The sequence below is a fragment of the Streptomyces sp. WAC 01529 genome (assembly GCF_003945545.1).
GTDB lineage: Bacteria > Actinomycetota > Actinomycetes > Streptomycetales > Streptomycetaceae > Streptomyces > Streptomyces anatolicus.
On record NZ_CP029617.1, the window covers coordinates 1,931,802 to 1,952,144 of the forward strand.

General features: G+C 68.1%; 16 protein-coding genes and 1 tRNA gene. 12 read left to right on the top strand and 5 right to left on the bottom strand.

What is annotated here, in order from left to right; translation table 11 throughout:
* Positions 1 to 36: 36 nt before the first annotated feature.
* From DMA15_RS08760 to DMA15_RS08780, 5 genes are all read left to right on the top strand, one after another.
* Positions 37 to 1,284: a branched-chain amino acid ABC transporter substrate-binding protein gene (locus tag DMA15_RS08760; RefSeq protein WP_125512181.1), complete on the top strand. Its 1,248-nt coding sequence runs from the start codon at positions 37 to 39 to the stop codon at positions 1,282 to 1,284.
* Between the two features lie 138 nt (positions 1,285 to 1,422).
* Positions 1,423 to 2,352 (top strand): branched-chain amino acid ABC transporter permease, encoded by a 930-nt coding sequence (locus DMA15_RS08765; protein ID WP_125512183.1) that lies wholly within the window; start codon positions 1,423 to 1,425, stop codon positions 2,350 to 2,352.
* Positions 2,353 to 2,357: 5 nt separating this feature from the next.
* Positions 2,358 to 4,202 (top strand): branched-chain amino acid ABC transporter permease, encoded by a 1,845-nt coding sequence (locus tag DMA15_RS08770; RefSeq protein ID WP_125512185.1) that lies wholly within the window; start codon positions 2,358 to 2,360, stop codon positions 4,200 to 4,202.
* Between the two features lie 2 nt (positions 4,203 to 4,204).
* A complete protein-coding gene (locus DMA15_RS08775) occupies positions 4,205 to 5,026 on the top strand; it encodes an ABC transporter ATP-binding protein (RefSeq protein ID WP_240659718.1) in 822 nt (273 codons plus the stop codon).
* Entirely contained in the window at positions 5,026 to 5,742 is a 717-nt protein-coding gene (locus DMA15_RS08780) for an ABC transporter ATP-binding protein (protein WP_125512186.1), read from the top strand. The genes DMA15_RS08775 and DMA15_RS08780 overlap by 1 nt, the downstream gene beginning before the upstream one ends.
* 90 nt (positions 5,743 to 5,832) lie before the next feature.
* Here DMA15_RS08780 and DMA15_RS08785 read toward each other — a convergent pair whose 3' ends face one another.
* Positions 5,833 to 6,492 carry a response regulator gene (locus tag DMA15_RS08785; RefSeq protein ID WP_125512188.1) on the bottom strand — a complete coding sequence of 220 codons (660 nt, stop codon included), beginning with the start codon at positions 6,490 to 6,492 and terminating at the stop codon, positions 5,833 to 5,835.
* A 91-nt stretch (positions 6,493 to 6,583) separates the two neighbouring features.
* Here DMA15_RS08785 and DMA15_RS08790 point away from each other — a divergent pair.
* Together DMA15_RS08790 and DMA15_RS08795 are read left to right on the top strand one after the other, a co-directional pair.
* Positions 6,584 to 6,666: transfer RNA gene (locus DMA15_RS08790), tRNA-Leu, on the top strand.
* An 85-nt stretch (positions 6,667 to 6,751) separates the two neighbouring features.
* Positions 6,752 to 7,540 carry a helix-turn-helix domain-containing protein gene (locus tag DMA15_RS08795; RefSeq protein WP_125512189.1) on the top strand — a complete coding sequence of 263 codons (789 nt, stop codon included), beginning with the start codon at positions 6,752 to 6,754 and terminating at the stop codon, positions 7,538 to 7,540.
* Positions 7,541 to 7,555: 15 nt separating this feature from the next.
* On the opposite strand, the gene pyk is transcribed toward DMA15_RS08795, so the two are convergent.
* Together pyk and DMA15_RS08805 are read right to left on the bottom strand one after the other, a co-directional pair.
* Positions 7,556 to 8,992 carry a pyruvate kinase gene (pyk, locus tag DMA15_RS08800; RefSeq protein WP_125512191.1) on the bottom strand — a complete coding sequence of 479 codons (1,437 nt, stop codon included), beginning with the start codon at positions 8,990 to 8,992 and terminating at the stop codon, positions 7,556 to 7,558.
* A 135-nt stretch (positions 8,993 to 9,127) separates the two neighbouring features.
* On the bottom strand, positions 9,128 to 9,988 hold the full coding sequence (locus tag DMA15_RS08805) for a helix-turn-helix transcriptional regulator (RefSeq protein ID WP_125512193.1): 861 nt from the start codon (positions 9,986 to 9,988) through the stop codon (positions 9,128 to 9,130).
* Positions 9,989 to 10,159: 171 nt separating this feature from the next.
* Between DMA15_RS08805 and DMA15_RS08810 the strand changes: the two genes are divergently transcribed.
* Positions 10,160 to 10,951: a glucose 1-dehydrogenase gene (locus DMA15_RS08810; RefSeq protein ID WP_240660181.1), complete on the top strand. Its 792-nt coding sequence runs from the start codon at positions 10,160 to 10,162 to the stop codon at positions 10,949 to 10,951.
* A 39-nt stretch (positions 10,952 to 10,990) separates the two neighbouring features.
* On the opposite strand, the gene DMA15_RS08815 is transcribed toward DMA15_RS08810, so the two are convergent.
* Positions 10,991 to 11,722: an SIMPL domain-containing protein gene (locus DMA15_RS08815; RefSeq protein ID WP_125512197.1), complete on the bottom strand. Its 732-nt coding sequence runs from the start codon at positions 11,720 to 11,722 to the stop codon at positions 10,991 to 10,993.
* A gap of 128 nt (positions 11,723 to 11,850) precedes the next feature.
* Between DMA15_RS08815 and DMA15_RS08820 the strand changes: the two genes are divergently transcribed.
* The 3 genes from DMA15_RS08820 (at position 11,851) to DMA15_RS08835 (ending at position 18,562) form a co-directional block, all read left to right on the top strand.
* A complete protein-coding gene (locus DMA15_RS08820) occupies positions 11,851 to 13,668 on the top strand; it encodes a 5'-nucleotidase C-terminal domain-containing protein (protein WP_125512199.1) in 1,818 nt (605 codons plus the stop codon).
* 863 nt (positions 13,669 to 14,531) lie between these two features.
* Positions 14,532 to 16,547: a serine/threonine-protein kinase gene (locus DMA15_RS08830; RefSeq protein ID WP_125512200.1), complete on the top strand. Its 2,016-nt coding sequence runs from the start codon at positions 14,532 to 14,534 to the stop codon at positions 16,545 to 16,547.
* A 32-nt stretch (positions 16,548 to 16,579) separates the two neighbouring features.
* Positions 16,580 to 18,562, top strand: coding sequence for a serine/threonine-protein kinase (locus DMA15_RS08835; RefSeq protein WP_125512202.1), 1,983 nt, complete (start codon positions 16,580 to 16,582; stop codon positions 18,560 to 18,562).
* 86 nt (positions 18,563 to 18,648) lie between these two features.
* Here DMA15_RS08835 and DMA15_RS37955 read toward each other — a convergent pair whose 3' ends face one another.
* Positions 18,649 to 19,830, bottom strand: coding sequence for a GDSL-type esterase/lipase family protein (locus DMA15_RS37955; RefSeq protein ID WP_125512204.1), 1,182 nt, complete (start codon positions 19,828 to 19,830; stop codon positions 18,649 to 18,651).
* Positions 19,831 to 19,934: 104 nt separating this feature from the next.
* On the opposite strand from DMA15_RS37955, the gene DMA15_RS08845 reads away from it, so the two are divergent.
* Positions 19,935 to 20,327, top strand: coding sequence for a hypothetical protein (locus DMA15_RS08845; RefSeq protein ID WP_125512206.1), 393 nt, complete (start codon positions 19,935 to 19,937; stop codon positions 20,325 to 20,327).
* Positions 20,328 to 20,343: the final 16 nt, after the last annotated feature.

Sequence of the window (20,343 nt, forward strand, 5' to 3'; positions counted from 1 at the left end):
AACAAGGGACAGCCGTGCCAGGGGAAAGGACTGATCGTGCGTCAACGTTCGCTCATAGCCATCACCGCCGCACTCACCGCGGGGGCGCTCACCCTCACCGCATGTGGCTCGCGCGACGACAAGGACAAGGAGAGCGCCGAGGGCGGCGGCACCACCGTGGTCATCGGCGTCGACGCGCCGCTCACCGGTGACCTCTCCGCGCTCGGCCTCGGCATCCGCAACTCCGTCGAGCTGGCCATCAAGCAGGCCAACGCCAAGAAGTACGTCGACGGCATCAACTTCAAGATGGAAGCCGCGGACGACCAGGGCCAGCCCTCGTCCGGCCAGACGAACGCCACCAAGTTCGTCGCCAACAAGCAGCTCCTCGGCGCCGTCGGCCCCCTGAACTCCTCCGTCGGCGAGTCCATGCAGAAGGTCTTCGACGACGCCAAACTCGTCCAGGTGTCCCCCGCCAACACCAACCCGGCCATGACCCAGGGCCCGGACTGGAACGGCGGCAAGAAGGTACGCCCGTACAAGGCCTACTTCCGCACCGCCACCACCGACGCGATCCAGGGCCCCTTCGCCGCCCAGTACCTGTACAACACGGCCAAGAAGAAGAAGGTCTTCGTCATCGACGACAAGAAGACCTACGGCGCCGGACTCGCCGCCACCTTCAAGGACGAGTTCACCAAGCTCGGCGGCAAAGTCGCGGGCACCGAACACGTCAACCCGGACACCAAGGACTTCGGCGCCGTCGCCACCAAGATCAAGAACTCCGACGCCGACGTCGTCTACTACGGCGGCGAATACCCCGCCGCGGGCCCCCTCAGCAAGCAGATGAAGAAGGCCGGAGCCAAGATCCCCCTCGCCGGCGGCGACGGAATCTACAGCGCCGACTACATCAAGCTCGCCGGCAAGGACGGCAAGGGCGACTACGCCACCTCCGTCGGCCAGCCCGTCGAGCAGCTGCCCTCCGCCAAGGAATTCATCGCCAACTACAAGAAGGCCGGCTACAAGGAAGCCTACGAAGCCTACGGCGGCTACTCCTACGACTCCGCCTGGGCCATCATCGAGGCCGTCAAAAAGGTCGTCGAGGACAACGACGGCGAGCTGCCCTCCGACGCCCGCGCCAAAATCGTGGACGCCATGCAGGACGTCTCCTTCGACGGCGTGACCGGCAAGGTCTCCTTCGACGAATACGGCGACGCCACCAACAAGCAGCTCACCGTCTACCAGGTCAAGGACACCACCGACCCCGCCAAGGGCTGGAAGCCCGTCAAGTCCGGCACCTACACCGGCTGACCCACCCCCGCAGCACGACACCGCCGCGCGGGGCGCTGCCCGACAGCGCCCCGCGCGGCGTCACATCCGACGCGGCGACGGCCCAGCCGTCGCAGCGGTGCCGTATCCGTCGCATTCGAAGAACTCGGAGGACCTGCGGTGCACGAACTGCCGCAACAGCTGGTCAACGGCCTGCTACTGGGATCCATGTACGGCCTGATCGCCATCGGCTACACAATGGTCTACGGCATCGTCCAGCTCATCAACTTCGCCCACGGCGAGATCTTCATGGTCGGCGGCTTCGGCGCCCTCACCGTCTGGCTCTGGCTACCCGGCTCCACCACCATGTGGGTGGCCATCCCCCTCATGCTCATAGGCGCCGTCATCGTCTCCACCACCATCGCCATCGGAGCCGAACGCTTCGCCTACCGGCCTCTGCGCGGCGCCCCACGGCTCGCCCCGCTCATCACCGCCATCGGCCTGTCCCTCGCACTCCAGCAAGCCGTCTGGGCCTGGTACCCGCACGCCAAGTCCTCCCGGACCTTCCCCGAGATCCCCGGCGACTCCATCCACATCGGCAGCGTCACCATCCAGCCCGGCGACCTCTTCCTCGTCGCCGCCGCGCCGATCTGCATGTTCGCCCTCGGCTGGTTCGTCATGAAGACCCGCGTCGGCCGCGGCATGCAAGCCACCGCGCAAGACCCCGACACAGCCAAACTCATGGGCGTCAACACCGACCGCGTCATCGTCGTCGCCTTCGCCCTCGGCGCCGCCTTCGCCGGCATCGCCGCCGTCGCCTACGGCTTCCGCTACGGCGAAGTCAACTTCCGCATGGGCTTCCTCTGGGGCCTCAAGGCCTTCACCGCCGCCGTCCTCGGCGGCATCGGCAACATCTACGGAGCCATGATCGGCGGACTCGTCCTCGGCGTCGCCGAAGCCATGGCCACCGCCTACATGAACGACATCCCCGGCATGGACAAGCTCGGCGGCCAGTCCTGGGCCGATGTCTGGGCGTTCGTACTCCTCATCGTCGTCCTCCTCGTCAGGCCGCAAGGCCTCCTCGGCGAGCGCGTCGCGGACAGGGCGTGACCACCATGACCACACACACCACAGCGGCCGACAACACCCGCCCGCACAAGGAGAACGCCCCCCAAGGCCTCCTCCCCCTCCCCACCGGCCCCGCCCGCGCCATGGCCACCGGCGGCGGCGCACTCACCGTCGTCTCCGCCTTCCTCGCCTGGACCTGGACCGCCGCCTTCCCCGGCGACCTCACCGTCTACGGCTACCCGGGCGGGCTCCAGTGGCTCGTCCTCATCACCGGCGCCCTCACCACCCTCCTCGGCCTCGCCTCCTACGGCATCAAGGGCGTACGGGCGATCGCCCCCGGCAACGCCGACGCCGCCCTCAAGTACGCGGCCCTCGCCGCCTTCGCCACCGCCTGGTACACGATCCTCGCGATCAGCACCAAACTCGGCGGACTCGCCAACCTGGAACCGGGCGGCTGGATCGTCGCCGTCGCCACCCTCACCGCCCTCACCGGCGCCCTCGCCCTGCCCTTCCAACGGCCCCAGACCTACCCGGTCGACCCCGAGGACACCGGCTGGGAGCAGTTCAAGCACCGCCTGCGCAACGGCCTCATCACCACCAAGGGCGCCTTCGCCGCCGAGCCGCCGCCCACCCCGCGCAAGCTCCCCGACTACGTCGAGATCCTCGCCATCGTCGCGGCCCTCGCCACCGGCCTGCTCGTCTTCACCTACGGGATCGGCACCGAGTACGACGAACTCTTCATCGGGTTCCTCATCTCCGTCGCCCTCGGCTTCGCCGCACTCTCCAAAGCCGGCGTCGTCGCCCAGATCTCCGTCTACACCGCGCGCCACCGCAACATCACCCTCATCGGCGCCTTCCTCGCCGCCGCCGCCTTCCCCTTCACCCAGAACGACGACCAGTACGCCACCATCGGCGTCTACATCCTCATCTTCGCCACCGTCGCCCTGGGCCTGAACATCGTCGTAGGACTCGCGGGCCTCCTCGACCTCGGATACGTCGCCTTCCTCGGCGTCGGCGCCTACGCGGCGTCCATGGTCTCGGGATCCCCCTCCTCCCCCTTCGACGTCCACCTCCCCTTCTGGGCCGCCATCCTCGTCGGCGCGGCCGCCTCCCTCGTCTTCGGCGTCATCATCGGCGCCCCCACCCTGCGACTGCGCGGCGACTACCTCGCCATCGTCACCCTCGGCTTCGGCGAGATCTTCCGCCTCGTCGCCATGAACAGCGACGGCGCCTCCGGACCCGACATCACCAACGGGTCCAACGGCATCTCCTCAATCCCGAACCTGAAGATCTTCGGCTTCGACTTCGGGCTCGAACACAGCATCCTCGGCTTCTCCATCGGCCGCTTCGCCAACTACTTCTTCCTGATGCTGCTCATCACCCTCGTCGTCGTCCTCGTCTTCCGCCGCAGCGGCGACTCCCGCATCGGCCGCGCCTGGGTCGCCATCCGCGAGGACGAGACAGCGGCACTCGCCATGGGCATCAACGGATTCCGCGTCAAACTCATCGCCTTCGCCCTCGGCGCCGCACTCGCCGGACTCGCGGGCACCGTCCAGGCCCACGTCACCTACACCGTGACACCCGAGCAGTACCAGTTCGCCAACACCGTCCCGCCCAACTCCGCGTTCCTCCTCGCGGCCGTCGTCCTCGGCGGCATGGGCACCATCAGCGGACCCCTCGTCGGCGCCGCGCTGCTCTACCTCATCCCCAACAAGCTCGCCTTCCTCGGCGACTACCAGCTCTTCGCCTTCGGCCTCGCCCTCGTGCTCCTCATGCGCTTCCGCCCCGAAGGCCTCATCCCCAACCGCCGCCGCCAACTCGAGTTCCACGAAGCCGAACTCGCACCCGGCGAGACGCCGCCACCCGCAGTCCTCAGCAAGACAGGGGCCTGACCATGACCACCGACACCACCGCACAGGGCCCCGCCCCCACCACCCCCGCCGGAGAGACCGTCCTCGACGCCCGCGGCGTCACCATGCGCTTCGGCGGCCTCACCGCCGTACGATCCGTCGACCTCACCGTCAACACCGGCGAAATCGTCGGCCTCATCGGCCCCAACGGCGCGGGCAAGACCACCTTCTTCAACTGCCTCACCGGCCTCTACGTCCCCACAGAAGGCGAAGTCCGGTACAAGGGCGACATCCTGCCCGCCAAATCCTTCAAGGTCACCGCCGCGGGCATCGCCCGCACCTTCCAGAACATCCGGCTCTTCGCCAACATGACCGTCCTGGAGAACGTCCTCGTCGGCCGCCACACCCGCACCAAGGAAGGCCTCTGGTCAGCCCTCCTCCGCGGCCCCGGCTTCCACCGGGCCGAAGCGGCCTCCAAGGCCCGCGCCATGGAACTCCTGGAATTCGTCGGCCTCGCCGACAAGGCCGAACACCTCTCCAGGAACCTCCCCTACGGCGAACAACGCAAGCTGGAGATCGCCCGAGCCCTCGCCAGCGAACCCGGCCTGCTCCTCCTGGACGAACCCACCGCCGGCATGAACCCCCAGGAGACCCGCGCCACCGAAGAACTCGTCCTCGCCATCCGCGACATGGGCATCGCCGTCCTCGTCATCGAGCACGACATGCGCTTCATCTTCAACCTCTGCGACCGCGTCGCCGTCCTCGTCCAGGGCGAGAAACTCGTCGAAGGATCCAGCGAAACGGTCCAGCAGGACGACCGCGTCATCGCCGCCTACCTCGGCGAACCTTTCGAGGAGAACAACTGATGACCGCACTCCTTGAGGTCGAGGACCTCCGCGTCGCCTACGGCAAGATCGAAGCCGTCAAAGGCATCTCCTTCACCGTCGAGGCGGGCAAAGTCGTCACCCTCATCGGCACCAACGGCGCGGGAAAAACCACCACCCTGCGCACCCTCTCCGGCCTCCTCAAGCCGGTCAGCGGCTCGATCAAATTCAACGGCAAGACGCTGCGCAAATACCGCGCCGACCAAATAGTCTCGCTCGGCCTCGCACACTCCCCCGAAGGCCGCCACATCTTCCCCCGCATGACCATCGAGGACAACCTCCGCCTCGGCGCCTACCTCCGCTCCGACAAAACAGGCATCGAAAAGGACATCACCCGCGCCTACGACCTCTTCCCCATCCTCGGAGAACGCCGCAAACAAGCCGCGGGCACCCTCTCCGGCGGCGAACAACAAATGCTCGCCATGGGCCGCGCCCTCATGTCCCAGCCCAAACTCCTCATGCTCGACGAACCCTCCATGGGCCTCTCGCCGATCATGATGCAGAAAATCATGGCGACCATCGCCGAACTGAAAGCCGGCGGCACGACGATCCTCCTCGTCGAACAGAACGCCCAGGCCGCGCTCTCCCTCGCCGACGAGGGCCACGTCATGGAAGTCGGCAAGATCGTCCTCTCCGGCTCGGGGGGTGACCTCCTCCACGACGAATCCGTGCGGAAGGCGTACCTCGGCGAGGACTGAGCCCCCTTTCCATACGGGACGAGGCCCGCACCCCGACTTCGGGGGTGCGGGCCTCGTCGTACCTACGTACGTACGTATGGGCGCTCCGGGCTAACCCTTCGCCGCCTTCTTCTCCTCGGCGTCCTCGATGACCGCCTCCGCCACCTGCTGCATCGACAGGCGGCGGTCCATCGACGTCTTCTGGATCCACCGGAACGCGGCGGGCTCGGTGAGGCCGTACTCGGTCTGGAGGATCGACTTCGCGCGATCCACCAGCTTCCGCGTCTCCAGGCGCTGGGAGAGGTCCGCGACCTCCTTCTCCAGCGTCTTCAGCTCCGTGAACCGCGAGACGGCCATCTCGATCGCCGGCACGACGTCACTCTTGCTGAACGGCTTCACGAGATACGCCATCGCACCGGCGTCCCGCGCCCTCTCCACGAGGTCGCGCTGCGAGAACGCGGTCAGCATGAGCACCGGGGCGATGGACTCCTCGGCGATCTTCTCCGCCGCGGAGATGCCGTCGAGGACGGGCATCTTCACGTCGAGGATCACCAGGTCCGGCTTGTGCTCGCGGGCCAGCTCGACGGCCTTCTCCCCGTCACCGGCCTCGCCCACGACGCTGTAGCCCTCTTCCTCCAGCATCTCTTTGAGGTCGAGCCGGATCAGGGCCTCGTCCTCGGCGATGACGACGCGGGTCGTCAGCGGCGGCACGTGCGACTTGTCGTCGTCGGACACGTCGTCTGCGGGCTGGGGCGACTCGGGGGCGGTCACGGGGGCTCCTCGTTATGGCAGGTGCGCTGCCCTAGCAGGGTACCTAGCTGCGGTGGCACGCGGTGACCCGGTACACTTCCGGCAGCGCCTGGCCGGGTTGGTGGAACGGTATACACGGAGGTCTCAAACACCTCTGCCTGAGAGGGCTTGCGGGTTCGAATCCCGCACCCGGCACCTTTCAGAAAAGCGGAGGTCCACGTTCTCGTGGATCTCCGCTTTTTGTTACACACGGCCATGTTCAGCGACACAGAGTTGCCGCATGAACTTCCATAGCACTGAAGTACGACAGAAGGCGCTCACACTGCTGCGCGGCGGCGCGAGGAACGCTCAGGTCGCGCGCGAACTGAACGTCCCACTTGGCACCATCGGCTACTGGAAGCACATGGACCGAGCCAAGCGGGGTGAGTGCCCAGGGCGACACGACCCGAAGTGCCCACGCTGTGATGGCCGCGAGCTCGACGAAGCCGCGTACTCGTATCTACTGGGTCTCTATCTCGGCGACGGACACATCATCCGATACTCCGCCCACCGCGTCCCGAGCCTGATGATCGTCTGCGCCGAGGCGTGGCAGGGGCTCATGGATCTCTGCGAAGCAGCGATGCGCACGGTGTTCCCCGACAACTCGGTCTGCCGCGTTCGCCGGACCGGCTGTCGCAACGTGAAGGTCTACTCGAACCACCTGTGGTGCATGTTCCCCCAGCACGGCCCCGGCAAGAAGCACGACCGCAAGATCGCCCTCGAACCCTGGCAGCAGACAATCGTTGACGCCCACCCCTGGGACCTCCTCCGAGGCCTGGTCCACTCCGACGGCTGCCGTATCACGAACTGGACGACCCGCATCGTCGGCGGGGAACGCAAGCGCTACGAATACCCCAGGTACTTCTTCACCAACGTGTCCGACGACATCCGTCAGCTCTACACCGACACCCTCGACCGGCTCGGCATCGAATGGACACACTGCACCCGCCACGGCAACCCGTACAACATCTCCGTCGCCCGCAAAGCCTCCGTAGCCCTCATGGACGCCCACATCGGCCCCAAGCACTGACCCAACCGCCGGAGGCTACTCGTGGTCCCCGCTCTCGCCGATGCGATGCACCCGTACCAGGTTGGTCGAGCCCGAGACCCCCGGCGGGGAGCCCGCCGTGATGACGACCACGTCGCCCTTCTCGCAGCGGCCGATCTTCAGGAGCAGCTCGTCGACCTGGTCGACCATCGCGTCGGTGGATTCGACGTGCGGGCCGAGGAAGGTCTCCACGCCCCAGGTGAGGTTCAGCTGGGAGCGGGTGGCCTTGTCGGGGGTGAAGGCGAGGAGGGGGATGGGTGAGCGGTAGCGGGAGAGGCGGCGGACGGTGTCGCCGGACTGGGTGAAGGCGACGAGGAATTTCGCGCCGAGGAAGTCGCCCATTTCGGCGGCGGCCCGGGCGACGGCGCCGCCTTGGGTGCGGGGCTTGTTCCGCTCGGTGAGGGCCGGGAGGCCTTTCGCGAGGATGTCCTCTTCCGCCGCTTCGACGATGCGGCCCATGGTGCGGACGGTCTCGACGGGGTATTTGCCGACGCTGGTCTCGCCGGAGAGCATGACGGCGTCGGTGCCGTCGATGACGGCGTTGGCGACATCGCTTGCCTCGGCCCTCGTGGGCCGGGAGTTGTCGATCATCGAGTCGAGCATCTGGGTGGCGACGATGACGGGTTTGGCGTTGCGCTTGGCGAGTTTGATGGTGCGCTTCTGGACGATGGGGACTTGTTCGAGGGGCATTTCGACGCCGAGGTCGCCGCGGGCGACCATGATGCCGTCGAAGGCGGCGACGATGTCCTCGATGTTCTCGACCGCCTGGGGCTTTTCGACCTTGGCGATGACGGGCAGGCGGCGGCCCTCTTCGTCCATGATGCGGTGGACGTCTTCGATGTCGCGTCCGCTGCGGACGAAGGAGAGGGCGATGACGTCGAATCCGGTGCCGAGGGCCCAGCGGAGGTCGGCCTCGTCCTTGTCGGAGAGGGCGGGGACGGAGACGGCGACGCCGGGGAGGTTGAGGCCCTTGTGGTCGGAGACCATGCCGCCTTCGACGACGGTGGTGGTGACGCGCGGGCCGTCGACGGCGGTGACCTCGAGGGTGACCTTGCCGTCGTCGACGAGGATGCGTTCGCCGGTGGTGACGTCCTGGGCGAGGCCGCTGTAGGTGGTGCCGCAGTGTTGGCGGTCGCCTTCTACGTCTTTTTCGACGGTGATGGTGAAGGTGTCGCCGCGTTCAAGGAGTACGGGGCCTTCGCGGAAGCGGCCGAGACGGATCTTCGGGCCTTGAAGGTCGGCGAGGATGCCGACGCTGCGGCCGGTCTCTTCGGAGGCCTTGCGCACGCGCTGGTAGCGCTCCTCGTGGTCGGCGTGGGTGCCGTGGCTGAGGTTGAAGCGTGCGACGTCCATACCGGCTTCGACCAGTGCTTTGATCTGGTCGTACGAGTCGGTGGCGGGTCCCAGGGTGCAGACGATTTTTGCTCGGCGCATGGTTCGAGCCTAGGGCTTACCGGTGGGTAGAGAATTGGTTCGTCGTGACTACTCAACAACCTTTGCGTGAAGGGCTATTGACAAGTGTTGAAGTGTGCGGGGCGTCGCTCCGATGAGCGGTTTTCCGGGCGGGGCTCAACCGGGCACGTCCATGCGCTGGGTGCCGACGACCGACAGCAGGCGCAGTGCCTCCTCCGACGGTGAGCCGGGGGCAGCGGAGTAGATGAGGACGCGCTGGTCCCGGTCGGCGATGTCCAGGACGTCGCATCTGAGGGCGACGGTACCGATGAGGTGGTGCTCGAAGGTCGTGCACGGGATGGGCCGGTCGGTCACGTCGTGGGCGGTCCACAGCCGGGCGAACTCCGCGCTGCCGACGCGGAGTTCCTCGATCAGGCCGGTCACTTCCGGGTCGTGGGGGTAGCGGGCCGCGGCCGCGCGCAGGTGCTGGGTGGCGGTGCGTGCGAACTCCTCGGCGCCCGCGACGCCGTACAGCCGTCGGCCGTGCGGGTGCGGGGTGAGGAAGGCGCGCCGGATGAGGTTCCGTTCGCGCGGGGGCAGGGCGGAGAAGTCCTCCATGAGGGCGGCTGCCAGGGGGTTCCAGGCGATGACCTCGTAGGTGGCCGAGAGGACGACCGCCGCGGCGTCCGGGAGCCGGTGCAGTAGGTCGACGATGCTCTGCCGCACTTCTCGGGAGGGTCCGGGCGGTGGGCCGGGGGGAAGTCCGGCGAGGTGGTGGAGGTGGTCGCGCTCGGCGTCCGACAGGCGCAGGGCGCGGACGAGTTGGGTCAGTACCTCGCGGGAGGGGTGGGGGGCGCGGGCCTGTTCGAGGCGTGCGTAGTACTCGGGTGAGATGAAGGCGAGCTGTGCCACCTCCTCGCGGCGCAGGCCGGGGGTGCGGCGGCGTGTGCCGGCGGGTATTCCCACGTCGGCGGGGGTAATGCGGGCGCGTCTGCTGCGCAGGAAGTCGCCCAGTTCTTGTCGTACTCGTCGGTCCACGTGTCCAGTGTGTACTGGTGTGGTGGTGCCCAGCCAGGTACTGCTGGTGCCTGGATGGGCGGGGTGGCGGGGCGCAGGCTCGTCGGCATGGACAACGTCACGGACAACATCTCGAACAGCGACACCCTGCACAGCGACACCCTGGACAACAGCGCCCTGGACGACAACGCCCTGAACGACACGTCGGCCTCGTCCGCCGCGGCTTCGGGCCTGCTCGCCGGGAAGGTGGCCTTCATCAGCGGTGCCGGTCGCGGGATCGGTGCCGCCGCGGCGCGGCTGTTCGCCGAGGAGGGTGCCCGGGTGCTGCTGGCGGCTCGTTCGGAGGATCAGCTCAAGGCGGTGGCCGGGGAGATCCGGGCGTCCGGCGGTGTCGCGGACCATGTGGTGTGCGATCTGGCCGACCCGGTGAGCGTGCGTGCCGCGGTCGGTCGTGCCGTGGAGTTGTACGGTCGGCTCGACGTGGCCTTCAACAACGGTGCGACGGGTCAGCCGCCCGGTCCGCTGGATGAGTTGCCGGAGGCCGATCTCGATCACGTCTACGCCGTCAACCTGAAGGGGCCGTGGGTGGCCATGTCCGCCGAGATCGCCGCCATGCGTGCGACGGCGGGGCGGGGGGCCATCGTCAACACGTCCAGTGTCGGTGCGCTGATGGCCAATCCGCAGCTTCCCGTGTACGGGGCGCTGAAGCGGGCGTTGAACAGTCTGACGGCTTCGGCGGCGGCCACGTATGGGCCTGAGGGCATTCGTGTGAACGCCATCGCGCCCGGCACTACGCTCACCGAGTTGCTGTTCGAGTGGGAGGAGCGGTCTCCGGGCACCGTGGACGCGCTCAATGCGCGGACGCCGCTGGGTCGTGGTGCGGAGCCGCGGGAGATCGCCGAGGCGGCCGCGTGGCTGTTGAGTGACCGTGCCTCGTATGTCACTGGTGAGGTGCTTCGGGTCGACGGGGGCATGCTGGCCTGAGGCCGTTCATACCGTTCATGGGCTCATACGTTCATACATTCATGCCGTCAGCTCTGGCGGGACGAGGGTGAAGCGGGCGTTGACCTGCGCGTAGACGTGCTGGCGCTGCGGTTCGAGGTCGAGGGGGGCCGCTTCCTCCGCGAAGTCGGGTGCGCCTCCGTAGGCGGCGGAGCGCATGCCGCCGGCTGGGCCTCCGTAACCGTATACGGGGGTGTTCTCCGCGCCGACGTCGGCGAGTTCGACGAGGGCGGCGAGGGTGGTGCCGAGGGCTTCGGCGTATTCGCGGGCGCGTTGTACCGCTTCCCGGACGGCTTGCTGGCGGGCCCGGCGGTGGGTGGGTGAGTCGGGGCGCAGGGCCCACCAGGGGCCTTCGACCTGGGTGAGGTCGAGGTCGGCGAGGCGGGTGGTGAGTTCGCCGAGTGCGGTGAAGTCGGTGAGTTCGGCGGTGAGGTGGACGCGGCCGTGGTAGGCGCGGATGCGTTCGCCGCGGCCGTGTTTGGTGAGTTCGGGGGTGATGGAGAGGGTGCCGGTCTCGACTCTGTCGACGGCGTCGCCGTAGCTCTTGATGAGGTCGAGGGCGGTGGTGTTGCGTCGGGTGAGGTCGTTGAGGGCGTCGCGTCGGTCGGTGCCGCGGGCGCTGATGGTGATGCTGATGCGGGCGATCTCGGGGTCGACTTCGAGGTGGGCTTCACCGCGGACGGCGACGCGGGGGGCGTCGGGGGTGCCGTAGGGGGTGTGGGGGGCGGGGGTGGTGCCCTCAATGGTGTTCATGGGCTCACTCTCGCAGCAGGTGGGGGCGGGTGACAGTCATCGGATCGAAACCTGCGGGGTCTGTCGCGGATGTGGTTTTCGGGGCCAGAATCTACGCGCGTTACTACGGTCGACCGAGGAGTACAGAAATGCCGCTGAACCGCAGGAAGTTCCTGGGCACGTCCGCCGCCACCGGTGCTGGTGTGGCGCTCACGGGTGGGGTGGTCGCGCCGTCCGTGGCCGAGGCGAGGAGTGCCGGGGCAGAGGGGAGGCCCGGTGGGCGGGCGAAGCGGTACTCGTTCACCGTGCTGGGGACGACGGATCTGCACGGCAACGTCTTCAACTGGGACTACTTCACGGACAAGGAGTTCGACGACAAGGATCACAACGATGTGGGCCTGGCGAAGATCTCCACGCTGGTGAACGAGGTCCGTGCGGAGAAGGGCCGCCGGAACACGCTGTTGATCGACGCGGGCGACACGATTCAGGGTACGCAGCTGTCGTACTACTACGCGAAGGTGGATCCGATCACCGCCGCGCGCGGTCCGGTGCATCCGATGGCGCAGGCGATGAACGCGATCGGGTACGACGCGGCGGCGCTGGGCAATCATGAGTTCAATTACGGTATTCCGGTGCTGCGGAAGTTCGAGGAGCAGTGTGATTTCCCGCTGCTCGGGGCGAACGCGCTGGATGCGAAGACGCAGCGGCCGGCTTTCCCGCCGTACTTCATGAAGTGTCTGCGGACGCCGCACGGCCGGGATGTGAAGGTGGCGGTGCTCGGGTTGACGAATCCGGGTATCGCGATCTGGGACAAGGCGAACGTGCAGGGGAAGATGACGTTCCCGGGTCTTGAGGAGCAGGCGGCGAAGTGGGTGCCGAGGCTGCGTTCGATGGGCGCGGATGTCGTCATCGTGTCGGCGCATTCGGGGTCGAGTGGTACGTCGTCGTACGGTGATCAGCTGCCGTATGTGGAGAACGCCGCGGGGCTTGTGGCCGAGCAGGTGCCGGGGATCGACGCGATTCTGGTGGGGCACGCGCACACGGAGATCCCGGAGTACTTCGTGGAGAACAAGGCGACCGGCAAGAAGGTCGTGTTGTCGGAGCCGTTGAAGTGGGGGCAGCGGTTGACGCTGTTCGACTTCGATCTGGTGTGGGCGCGGGGCCGCTGGACGGTGGAGAAGGTCGGGGCGAAGGTCCTGAACTCCAATGCGGCGGTGGAGGACGAGAAGATCACGCGGCTGCTCGCCGATGAGCACAAGAAGGTCGTCGCGTACGTCAATCAGGTGATCGGTACGTCGCTGGAGGCGATGAGTACGGCCGAAGGCCCGTACAAGGATGTCGCGATCATCGATCTGATCAATCAGGTGCAGCGGGAGACGGTGGCGGAGGCGCTGAAGGGCGGGGCGTATGCGGCGCTGCCGGTGCTGTCGCAGGCGTCGTGTTTCTCGCGGACGGCGCGGATACCGGCGGGTGAGGTGACGATCCGGGACGCCGCGGGTCTCTATCCGTTCGAGAACACGCTGGAGGCGCGGCTGGTGACGGGTGCGCAGCTCAAGGAGTATCTGGAGTTCTCGGCGCGCTATTACGTGCAGACGCCCGCGGGTGCTCCGGTGGATCCGGCGAAGCTGACGAACGCCGACAAGATCCCGGATTACAACTATGACGCGGTGTATGGGGTGACGTACGAGATCGATGTCGCGAAGCCGGTCGGGTCGCGCATCGTGAAGCTGGCCTTCGAGGGCAAGGACATCGATCCGAAGGCGGAGTTCGTGCTGGCGGTGAACAATTACCGGGCGAGTGGTGGCGGCAATTTCCCGCACATCGCGGGTGCCAAGCAGTTGTGGGCGAATTCGGAGGAGATCCGGAACACGATCATCGGTTGGGTGAAGGCGAAGGGGACGGTGGACCCGGGTGAGTTCGCGTCGGTCGGCTGGAGGCTGACCCGGGACGGTGTGCCGGTGTTCTAGAGATCATTAGCGGTGCGGGTTACGTGGGGTCGTGACGTGTGTCGTGGGCTGCGCCATGCCGGAGGTATGAAGTATCCCCAATCGCTGGCGTCGGGCCCTGGTCTCGGGAGGCCGGCAGGCGCTGGTCTCCAAGGGCCCCGGTGGCGCCCACGCAAGCTCGATGCCAGTCAACTATGCGCCCTGGAGGCAGTGCTGGAGGCCGGTCCGGCCTCATATGGCCGGAGTGACCAGTGCTGGACGCCGCCTCGCATCGGCGAGGTCCAGCCATCCGCACCAGTTGCTCAATTCGGGGGCGGAATGCGGATCCGCTCCTCAGCCAGGCGGCCTGGCCGAATCCGGCCGCGGTCGGGGCGTGCTGTGAAGCGGGGTGAGGCCGCCCCGGCGGCGGTAGCCGTGCACCGTGGCGGCCACCGTCCTGGGCATCCAGTAGGTGTAGCCGTAACCGCCCTTGGCGCACTGATCGGCCAGCAATCATGTGAAGTGTCCGTGGCCCGGCGTGATACGTAGCTCCGGCAGCACCACGCTCGACCGCGACGAAAGCCGCAGGACCGTGCCGTAGAGACCGTCGACGAAGACGGCTTCACGCTGGTCGATGCGGCCCAGCCACCGCCAGTCCGCCCGACCGTCCAGTCCACGTCTGCGAACGCCCAAGTCCCGCCGGCGTCGGATGGCGGGCGGCGCCAACTCCCGGGCAGGTGACAACATTCGCGGCCAGTTCACCCCATCTGAACGGAGGTCCCCCCCGGCTGTGCGGCGACTGGGTGCGGCTCATCGGCGTCCGGCTTGCCGCATACTCCTCGGCCCTCACCGCCCCAGGCCCTGATCCACCGGACACGCCCCGCCCGATCCGCTACGGTCCTGCCGTGGACCCATTGATCACCGAAGATCCGTCTCACATAGGCCCGTACCGTCTGATCGCGCGCCTGGGCGCGGGCGGCATGGGACTGGTCTACCTGGGCCGTTCGGATGTCGGTCGGACCGTCGCGGTCAAGGTCGTGCAGACCGCGTACGCCAAGGACCCCGAATTCCGGCGGCGGTTCGCGCACGAAGTCGCGGCCGCGCGGCGGGTGGGCGGGGCGTGGACGGCGGCGGTACTCGACGCCGACACCGAGGCCCAAGTGCCCTGGGTTGCCACACAGTACGTCGCCGGCCCGTCGCTGCAGGCCGTGGTGGCCGAGGACTTCGGCCCGCTGCCGGAGGCGTCGGTACGCGCCCTCGCGAGCGGTCTGGCGCGGGCTCTGGTCGACATCCATACGGCGGGGCTCATCCACCGTGACCTCAAGCCGGGGAACGTCCTGGTGACGGTGGACGGGCCGCGGGTCATCGACTTCGGCATCGCGCGGGCGCTGGAGACTCTGGCCGAGGGTGCAATGACGCGTACCGGCGCGGTGATCGGTTCGCCCGGGTTCATGTCGCCGGAGCAGGTGCGGGGGCAACGGCTCACGCCTGCCTCCGACATCTTCTGCCTCGGCTCGGTCCTCGCCTACGCCGCCACCGGACGCTCACCCTTCGGCACAACGGACAGCGGGCTGCACGCCCTGATGTTCCGGGTCGCGAAAGAAGAACCCGGCCTCAACGGCATACCGGAACCCCTCCTTGGGCTCGTACGGGAGTGTCTACGGAAGGACCCCGGCGCGCGGCCCGCCGCCCAGGACGTCATGGCTCGCACCGCCACGGACCCGGACGAGCCGTGGCTGCCGGAGAGAGTGCTCAGTCAACTGGGGCGCCACTCCGCACAGTTGCTGGACTTCGCACCCCTCCAGACCCCTGAGCCGACAGCCATCTCCGGCCCAGCTGCCCCGGTTCCGCCCGCCGCACCGGCCGGGGCGCCGGCTGCCACGCCCACGCACCCAAGTCCTCGACCCGCCTGGGAGGCCCGCACGCAGACAGCCACGCACACACCCCCACCGCCGGCCGCACCCGCCCTGCACAACGCACCTACCAGCGCCGCCTCCGCCCCCTCGGCTCCCACTCGGCCTCGTCGGCGTCGACTTGTCGTGGCCGCGGCGTCCGCCACCGCCCTCGCCGTACTCGTGGGCGGCCTCTTCGTGATCCGCCCCTGGGACGGCGACTCCCCGCAGAGCGGCGGTGGCGGGGGCGAGAAGAACAAGACCAGCACCCTGCCCGCGAAGTTCGCCGGCACCTGGCAGGGCGCGTTCGCGGGAGGCCCGTCCACCCCAGACCATCTCGTCCGCCTCAAAGTCACCAAGGGCGGGCGCGGCGACAAGGTCGTCGAGTACTCCCAGCGGTTCGGTGGCCACGTGTGCGTCTACAGCAGCCGCCTCACCTCCGTGTCCGGCAGCACGGTGGTCAAGGTCGGTAAGGGCACTCTGGAGCGCGCCGAGCCGAAGGCCGCCTCCGGCGAATGCGCCGAGGAGCGGCCCGCGATGACCCTCAAGAGCCCGCGCGACGACACCTTCGAGCTGGTGACGGGCGAGGCGTCCTCCATGATCCTCACGAAGGACCGGCTCAGTGATCCGGGCACCAAGGTGCTCGAGCCCTTCCGTGGCTCCTGGAGCGGCGACCTCGGCATGCACTTCGAGGAGGGCTTCGACTACGAGATGGAGCTCGACCTGACGGTCTCCGGGCTGGGAGAACAGGGCGTGGTCTTCCGCAGTAAGGAGGAAGGCAAGATCTGCCACTACGTCACCGAGCCCTTCGCCCTCACCGACGACGACGGGGTACACACGCTGCACACCACCCCAGCGACACTGAGTGACGACGCCAAGTCCGAAAAGGGCTGCCCCGATGCCGGTCCGCTCCTGGACCTCCAACTCAACAACGTTGGCGTGTCGATCGACAGCATCTACGTGGACATGCTCCGCCCGCTCTACGGGGACTCGGGGCACACTGGCTCGCTGTTCAAGCCAACCGACTGATCCGCCGAACCGCCATCGACTAGGGTCCTGCCGTGGACCCATTGATCACCGAAGATCCGTCTCACATAGGCCCGTACCGTCTGATCGCGCGCCTGGGCGCGGGCGGCATGGGACTGGTCTACCTGGGGCGCTCGGATGTCGGTCGGACCGTCGCGGTCAAGGTCGTGCAGACCGCGTACGCCAAAGACCCCGAATTCCGGCGGCGGTTCGCGAACGAAGTCGCGGCCGCGCGGCGGGTGGGCGGGGCGTGGACGGCGGCGGTACTCGACGCCGACACCGAGGCCCAAGTGCCCTGGGTTGCCACACAGTACGTCGCCGGCCCGTCGCTGCAGGCCGTGGTGGCCGAGGACTTCGGCCCGCTGCCCGAGGTTTCGGTATGCGCACTCGCGAGCGGACTCGCCCTCGCGCTGACCGAGATCCATACGGCGGGGCTGATTCACCGTGACCTCAAGCCGGGGAACGTCCTGGTGACGGTGGACGGGCCGCGGGTCATCGACTTCGGCATCGCGCGGGCGCTGGAGACTCTGGCCGAGGGTCCAATGACGCGTACCGGCGCGGTGATCGGTTCGCCCGGGTTCATGTCGCCGGAGCAGGTGCGGGGGCAACGGCTCACGCCTGCCTCCGACATCTTCTGCCTCGGCTCGGTCCTCGCCTACGCCGCCACCGGACGCTCACCCTTCGGCACAACGGACAGCGGGCTGCACGCCCTGATGTTCCGGGTCGCGGAGGAGGAACCAGACCTGGCGGGTGTGCCGGAGTCCCTCCTCGGACTCGTACAGCAGTGCCTGCAGAAGGACCCAGCCCTGCGGCCCACCGCTCAGGATGTGGCCCGCACCGCCACGGACTCCGACGAGCCCTGGCTACCGGGAAGGGTGCTCAGTCAACTGGGGCGCCACTCCGCACAGTTGCTGGACTTCGCACCGCTCCAGACCCCTGACCCGACGGTCATCTCCGTCCCGGCTCCCGCCCTGCTTTCGCCCTCAGCGCCGACTGCCGCGCCCACGTACCAGGATCCTCAACCCGCCTGGCAGACACCCGCACAGACACCCCCACTGCCGCCCGCACCCTCCCTGCACAACGCACCCACCAGCACGGCTCACGACCCTTCAGCCCCAACTGGCCCGCGTCGGCGCCGCATTGTCGTGGCCGCCGCGTCCGCCACCGCCCTCGCCGTACTCGTGGGCGGCCTCTTCGTGATCCGCCCCTGGGACGGCGGGGGCGAGAAGAAGTCCAACATCGTGCCGGCCGGATTCTTCGGTACCTGGACGGGTCCGTTCATTGACGCCGAAGCCACGGCCGGGGACCCCCTCGCTCGCCTCGAAATCACCAAGGGCGGGCGCGGCGACAAGGTCGTCGAGTACTCCCAGCTGATCGATCGGCACGTGTGCGTCTACAGCGGACGCCTCACCTCCGTGTCCGACACGTCCCCATCGATCGAGATAGCCGCAGGCACCCTGGAGCGCGCCGAGCCGAAGGCTGCCGCCGAGGACTGCGATAAGCGGCAGCCCGCGATGTCCCTCGTGAGTCTCGGCGGCAACATCGATCTGACGACGGGCGAGGCGGAGACCCTGACCTTCAAGAAGGATCCGCTGTCCGATCCGGAAAGCAGGCTGATAGACCCCTTCGGAGGCCGGCGGAGCCCCCGAGATCCCGACCAAATCATCCATTACGACGCGTTCGACATGAATCTCACCGGTCCCGGAAAGAACGGCATAGGCATCCGCACCAAGGAGTACGGCAAGACCTGCCGCTACGTCACCGAAGCGTTCTCCCTCGTGGAGAAGTGGAATGACTACAAGAGCGAGGAACTCCGGGAGACCACGCTGCACACCGCCCCGTCGACACTACGGGCGGACGACACCGAGTCCGATCCCGGTTGCCGCAAGGACGGTCCGGTCCTGGAGATCACCCACCTCCCCGGTGTCGATGGCAAGTACGTCAGCGTGGACGTGTACAACTCGCCGGAAGGAGAGACGCTGGAAACGGACGTCAGGATGGACAGATCCACCGACTGATCCGTCCCCCGCAGACCGAGCCGTCCTCATACCGGATCACCGCCGTGGGAATCCTTCCTGTTCGACCCACGGATCTCTGGAGGGGGTCAGGACTTGAGGGTGGTGAGGTCGACGGAGTCGGCGAGGGCCTGGGCGCCGGCGTCGTTGACGTGGAGGCCGTCGCCGCTGTCGTAGTCGTCGTGGATCCGGTCGGGGTCGGCCGGGTCCGCGACGGCGGCGGCGAAGTCGGCGTAGGCGTCGAAGGGGCTTTCGGTGCCGCGGATCCAGTCGTTGACCTCGCGGGCGACGGCCAGGCCTTCGGGGGTGGCGTAGCCCTCGAAGACGGTGTCCTTGTAGGGGCCGACGGTGGTGGCGATGGTGGTGAGGCCGGCGGCGTGGAGGCGGTCGGCGAGGGTGGTGAGGCCGGTGATGAGGTCGGCGGCCGTGGGGATGGGCGCGGTGGCGGGGTAGGCCTCCTGGCCGGGGATGCCGAGGTCGTTGAGGCCGAAGTGGAGCAGTACGTGGGTGGCGCCGGGGACGTCGAGGACGTCGTGTTCGAGGCGGGCGAGGGCGTGTTCGCCGATTTCGTCGGTGAGCAGGCGGTTGGCGGAGAGGCCTTGGTTGACGACCCAGCCGGTGCTTCCGGCGGCGCGCAGGCGCTGGTTGAGCAGGTCGGGGAAGCGGTTGTCGGTGTCGGGGGTGGTGCCGGTGCCTTCGAACCAGGAGTCTCCGAAGGCGACGGTGACGGCGGTGCCTCGGGGGGCGAGGACGTCGGCGCCGGCGATGAAGTGGCGGGTGGCGAGCTCTTCGAGGCCCTGGGTGCCGTCGAGGGTGGGTGTGGTGAGGGCGTTGCCGGGGACGGCGTAGCCGGTGCGCAGGGGGACGGCGGAGTAGGTGGCGGGGCCGGTGTCGTCGGGAAGCCAGAGGGTGAGGGCGAGTTCGTCACCGGCGGTCACGGGGCGTTCGATGGGGTCGGTGAGGGCTTCGCCGCCGGCGGGGATGGTGAAGTCCGCGGTGCCGTCGACGTGCAGGGGGGTGTCGCTGCCGGGTTCGATGCCGCTGCCTCGGGTGCGCAGGGCGAGGTGGGCGCCGCCGATGTGCAGGGGTGTTCTGCCGTAGCGGTTGGTGAGGCGGATGCGCAGGGCGGTGCCGCCGCCGTCGAGACGGATGATCTGGCGGAGGGTCTGGGCGGAGAAGGAGCGGCGTTCGAAGAGGTCGCTCTTCTCGTGGGGGCTGATGACGGCGGAGCGGAAGGCTGCGGTCCAGGAGGCTGTGGTCTCTGTGATCATGGTCGTCTGAACCGGGGCGCGGGGGTGGATATTTCGGCTTACACCCTCTTTCTCGAAGGAATATTCGAGGGTGTCGGGGCGCTTGGGGGTGGACAATTCCGCCCATGGATCAGGAATTCGCCGCCGCGCTCGACCCCGTGCTCCGCGACTTGAGGGCCACCTGTGCGGTGCCTCCCCTCGTCCGGGAGGAGCGGGACGACGTGATCGGGGAGCTTGTCGTGCTCTACGAGCCGGACGGTTCGGGTGCCGGGCTCGTCGCGCGCTTCGGTGGGAGTGCGGCCGAGCGGACGGCGGACTTGGCGGATCAGGCCCAGGACTGGGCGGTCGAGGCGTTGTGCGCGGCGCTGCGGCCCGCCGTGTGGCCGGAGTGCCCCGAGCACCCCGGCTCGCATCCGCTGGAGGCCGGGGTGGTGGCGGGTGCCGCCGTGTGGTCGTGTCCGAGGACGCGGCGGGTGGCTGCCTCGATCGGGCAGCTCGGCGGGCCGGTCAGTTCTTGAGGCGACGGTCAGTTCT

What these genes read in the sequence shown, in the direction of transcription:
- pyk (WP_125512191.1), bottom strand. Translation starts at nt 8,992, where the DNA reads ATGCGCCGAGCAAAAATCGTCTGCACCCTGGGACCCGCCACCGACTCG.
- DMA15_RS08775 (WP_240659718.1), top strand. Translation starts at nt 4,205, where the DNA reads ATGACCACCGACACCACCGCACAGGGCCCCGCCCCCACCACCCCCGCC.
- DMA15_RS37955 (WP_125512204.1), bottom strand. Translation starts at nt 19,830, where the DNA reads ATGATCACAGAGACCACAGCCTCCTGGACCGCAGCCTTCCGCTCCGCC.
- DMA15_RS08815 (WP_125512197.1), bottom strand. Translation starts at nt 11,722, where the DNA reads ATGAACACCATTGAGGGCACCACCCCCGCCCCCCACACCCCCTACGGC.
- DMA15_RS08780 (WP_125512186.1), top strand. Translation starts at nt 5,026, where the DNA reads ATGACCGCACTCCTTGAGGTCGAGGACCTCCGCGTCGCCTACGGCAAG.
- DMA15_RS08820 (WP_125512199.1), top strand. Translation starts at nt 11,851, where the DNA reads ATGCCGCTGAACCGCAGGAAGTTCCTGGGCACGTCCGCCGCCACCGGT.
- DMA15_RS08845 (WP_125512206.1), top strand. Translation starts at nt 19,935, where the DNA reads ATGGATCAGGAATTCGCCGCCGCGCTCGACCCCGTGCTCCGCGACTTG.
- DMA15_RS08770 (WP_125512185.1), top strand. Translation starts at nt 2,358, where the DNA reads ATGACCACACACACCACAGCGGCCGACAACACCCGCCCGCACAAGGAG.
- DMA15_RS08795 (WP_125512189.1), top strand. Translation starts at nt 6,752, where the DNA reads ATGAACTTCCATAGCACTGAAGTACGACAGAAGGCGCTCACACTGCTG.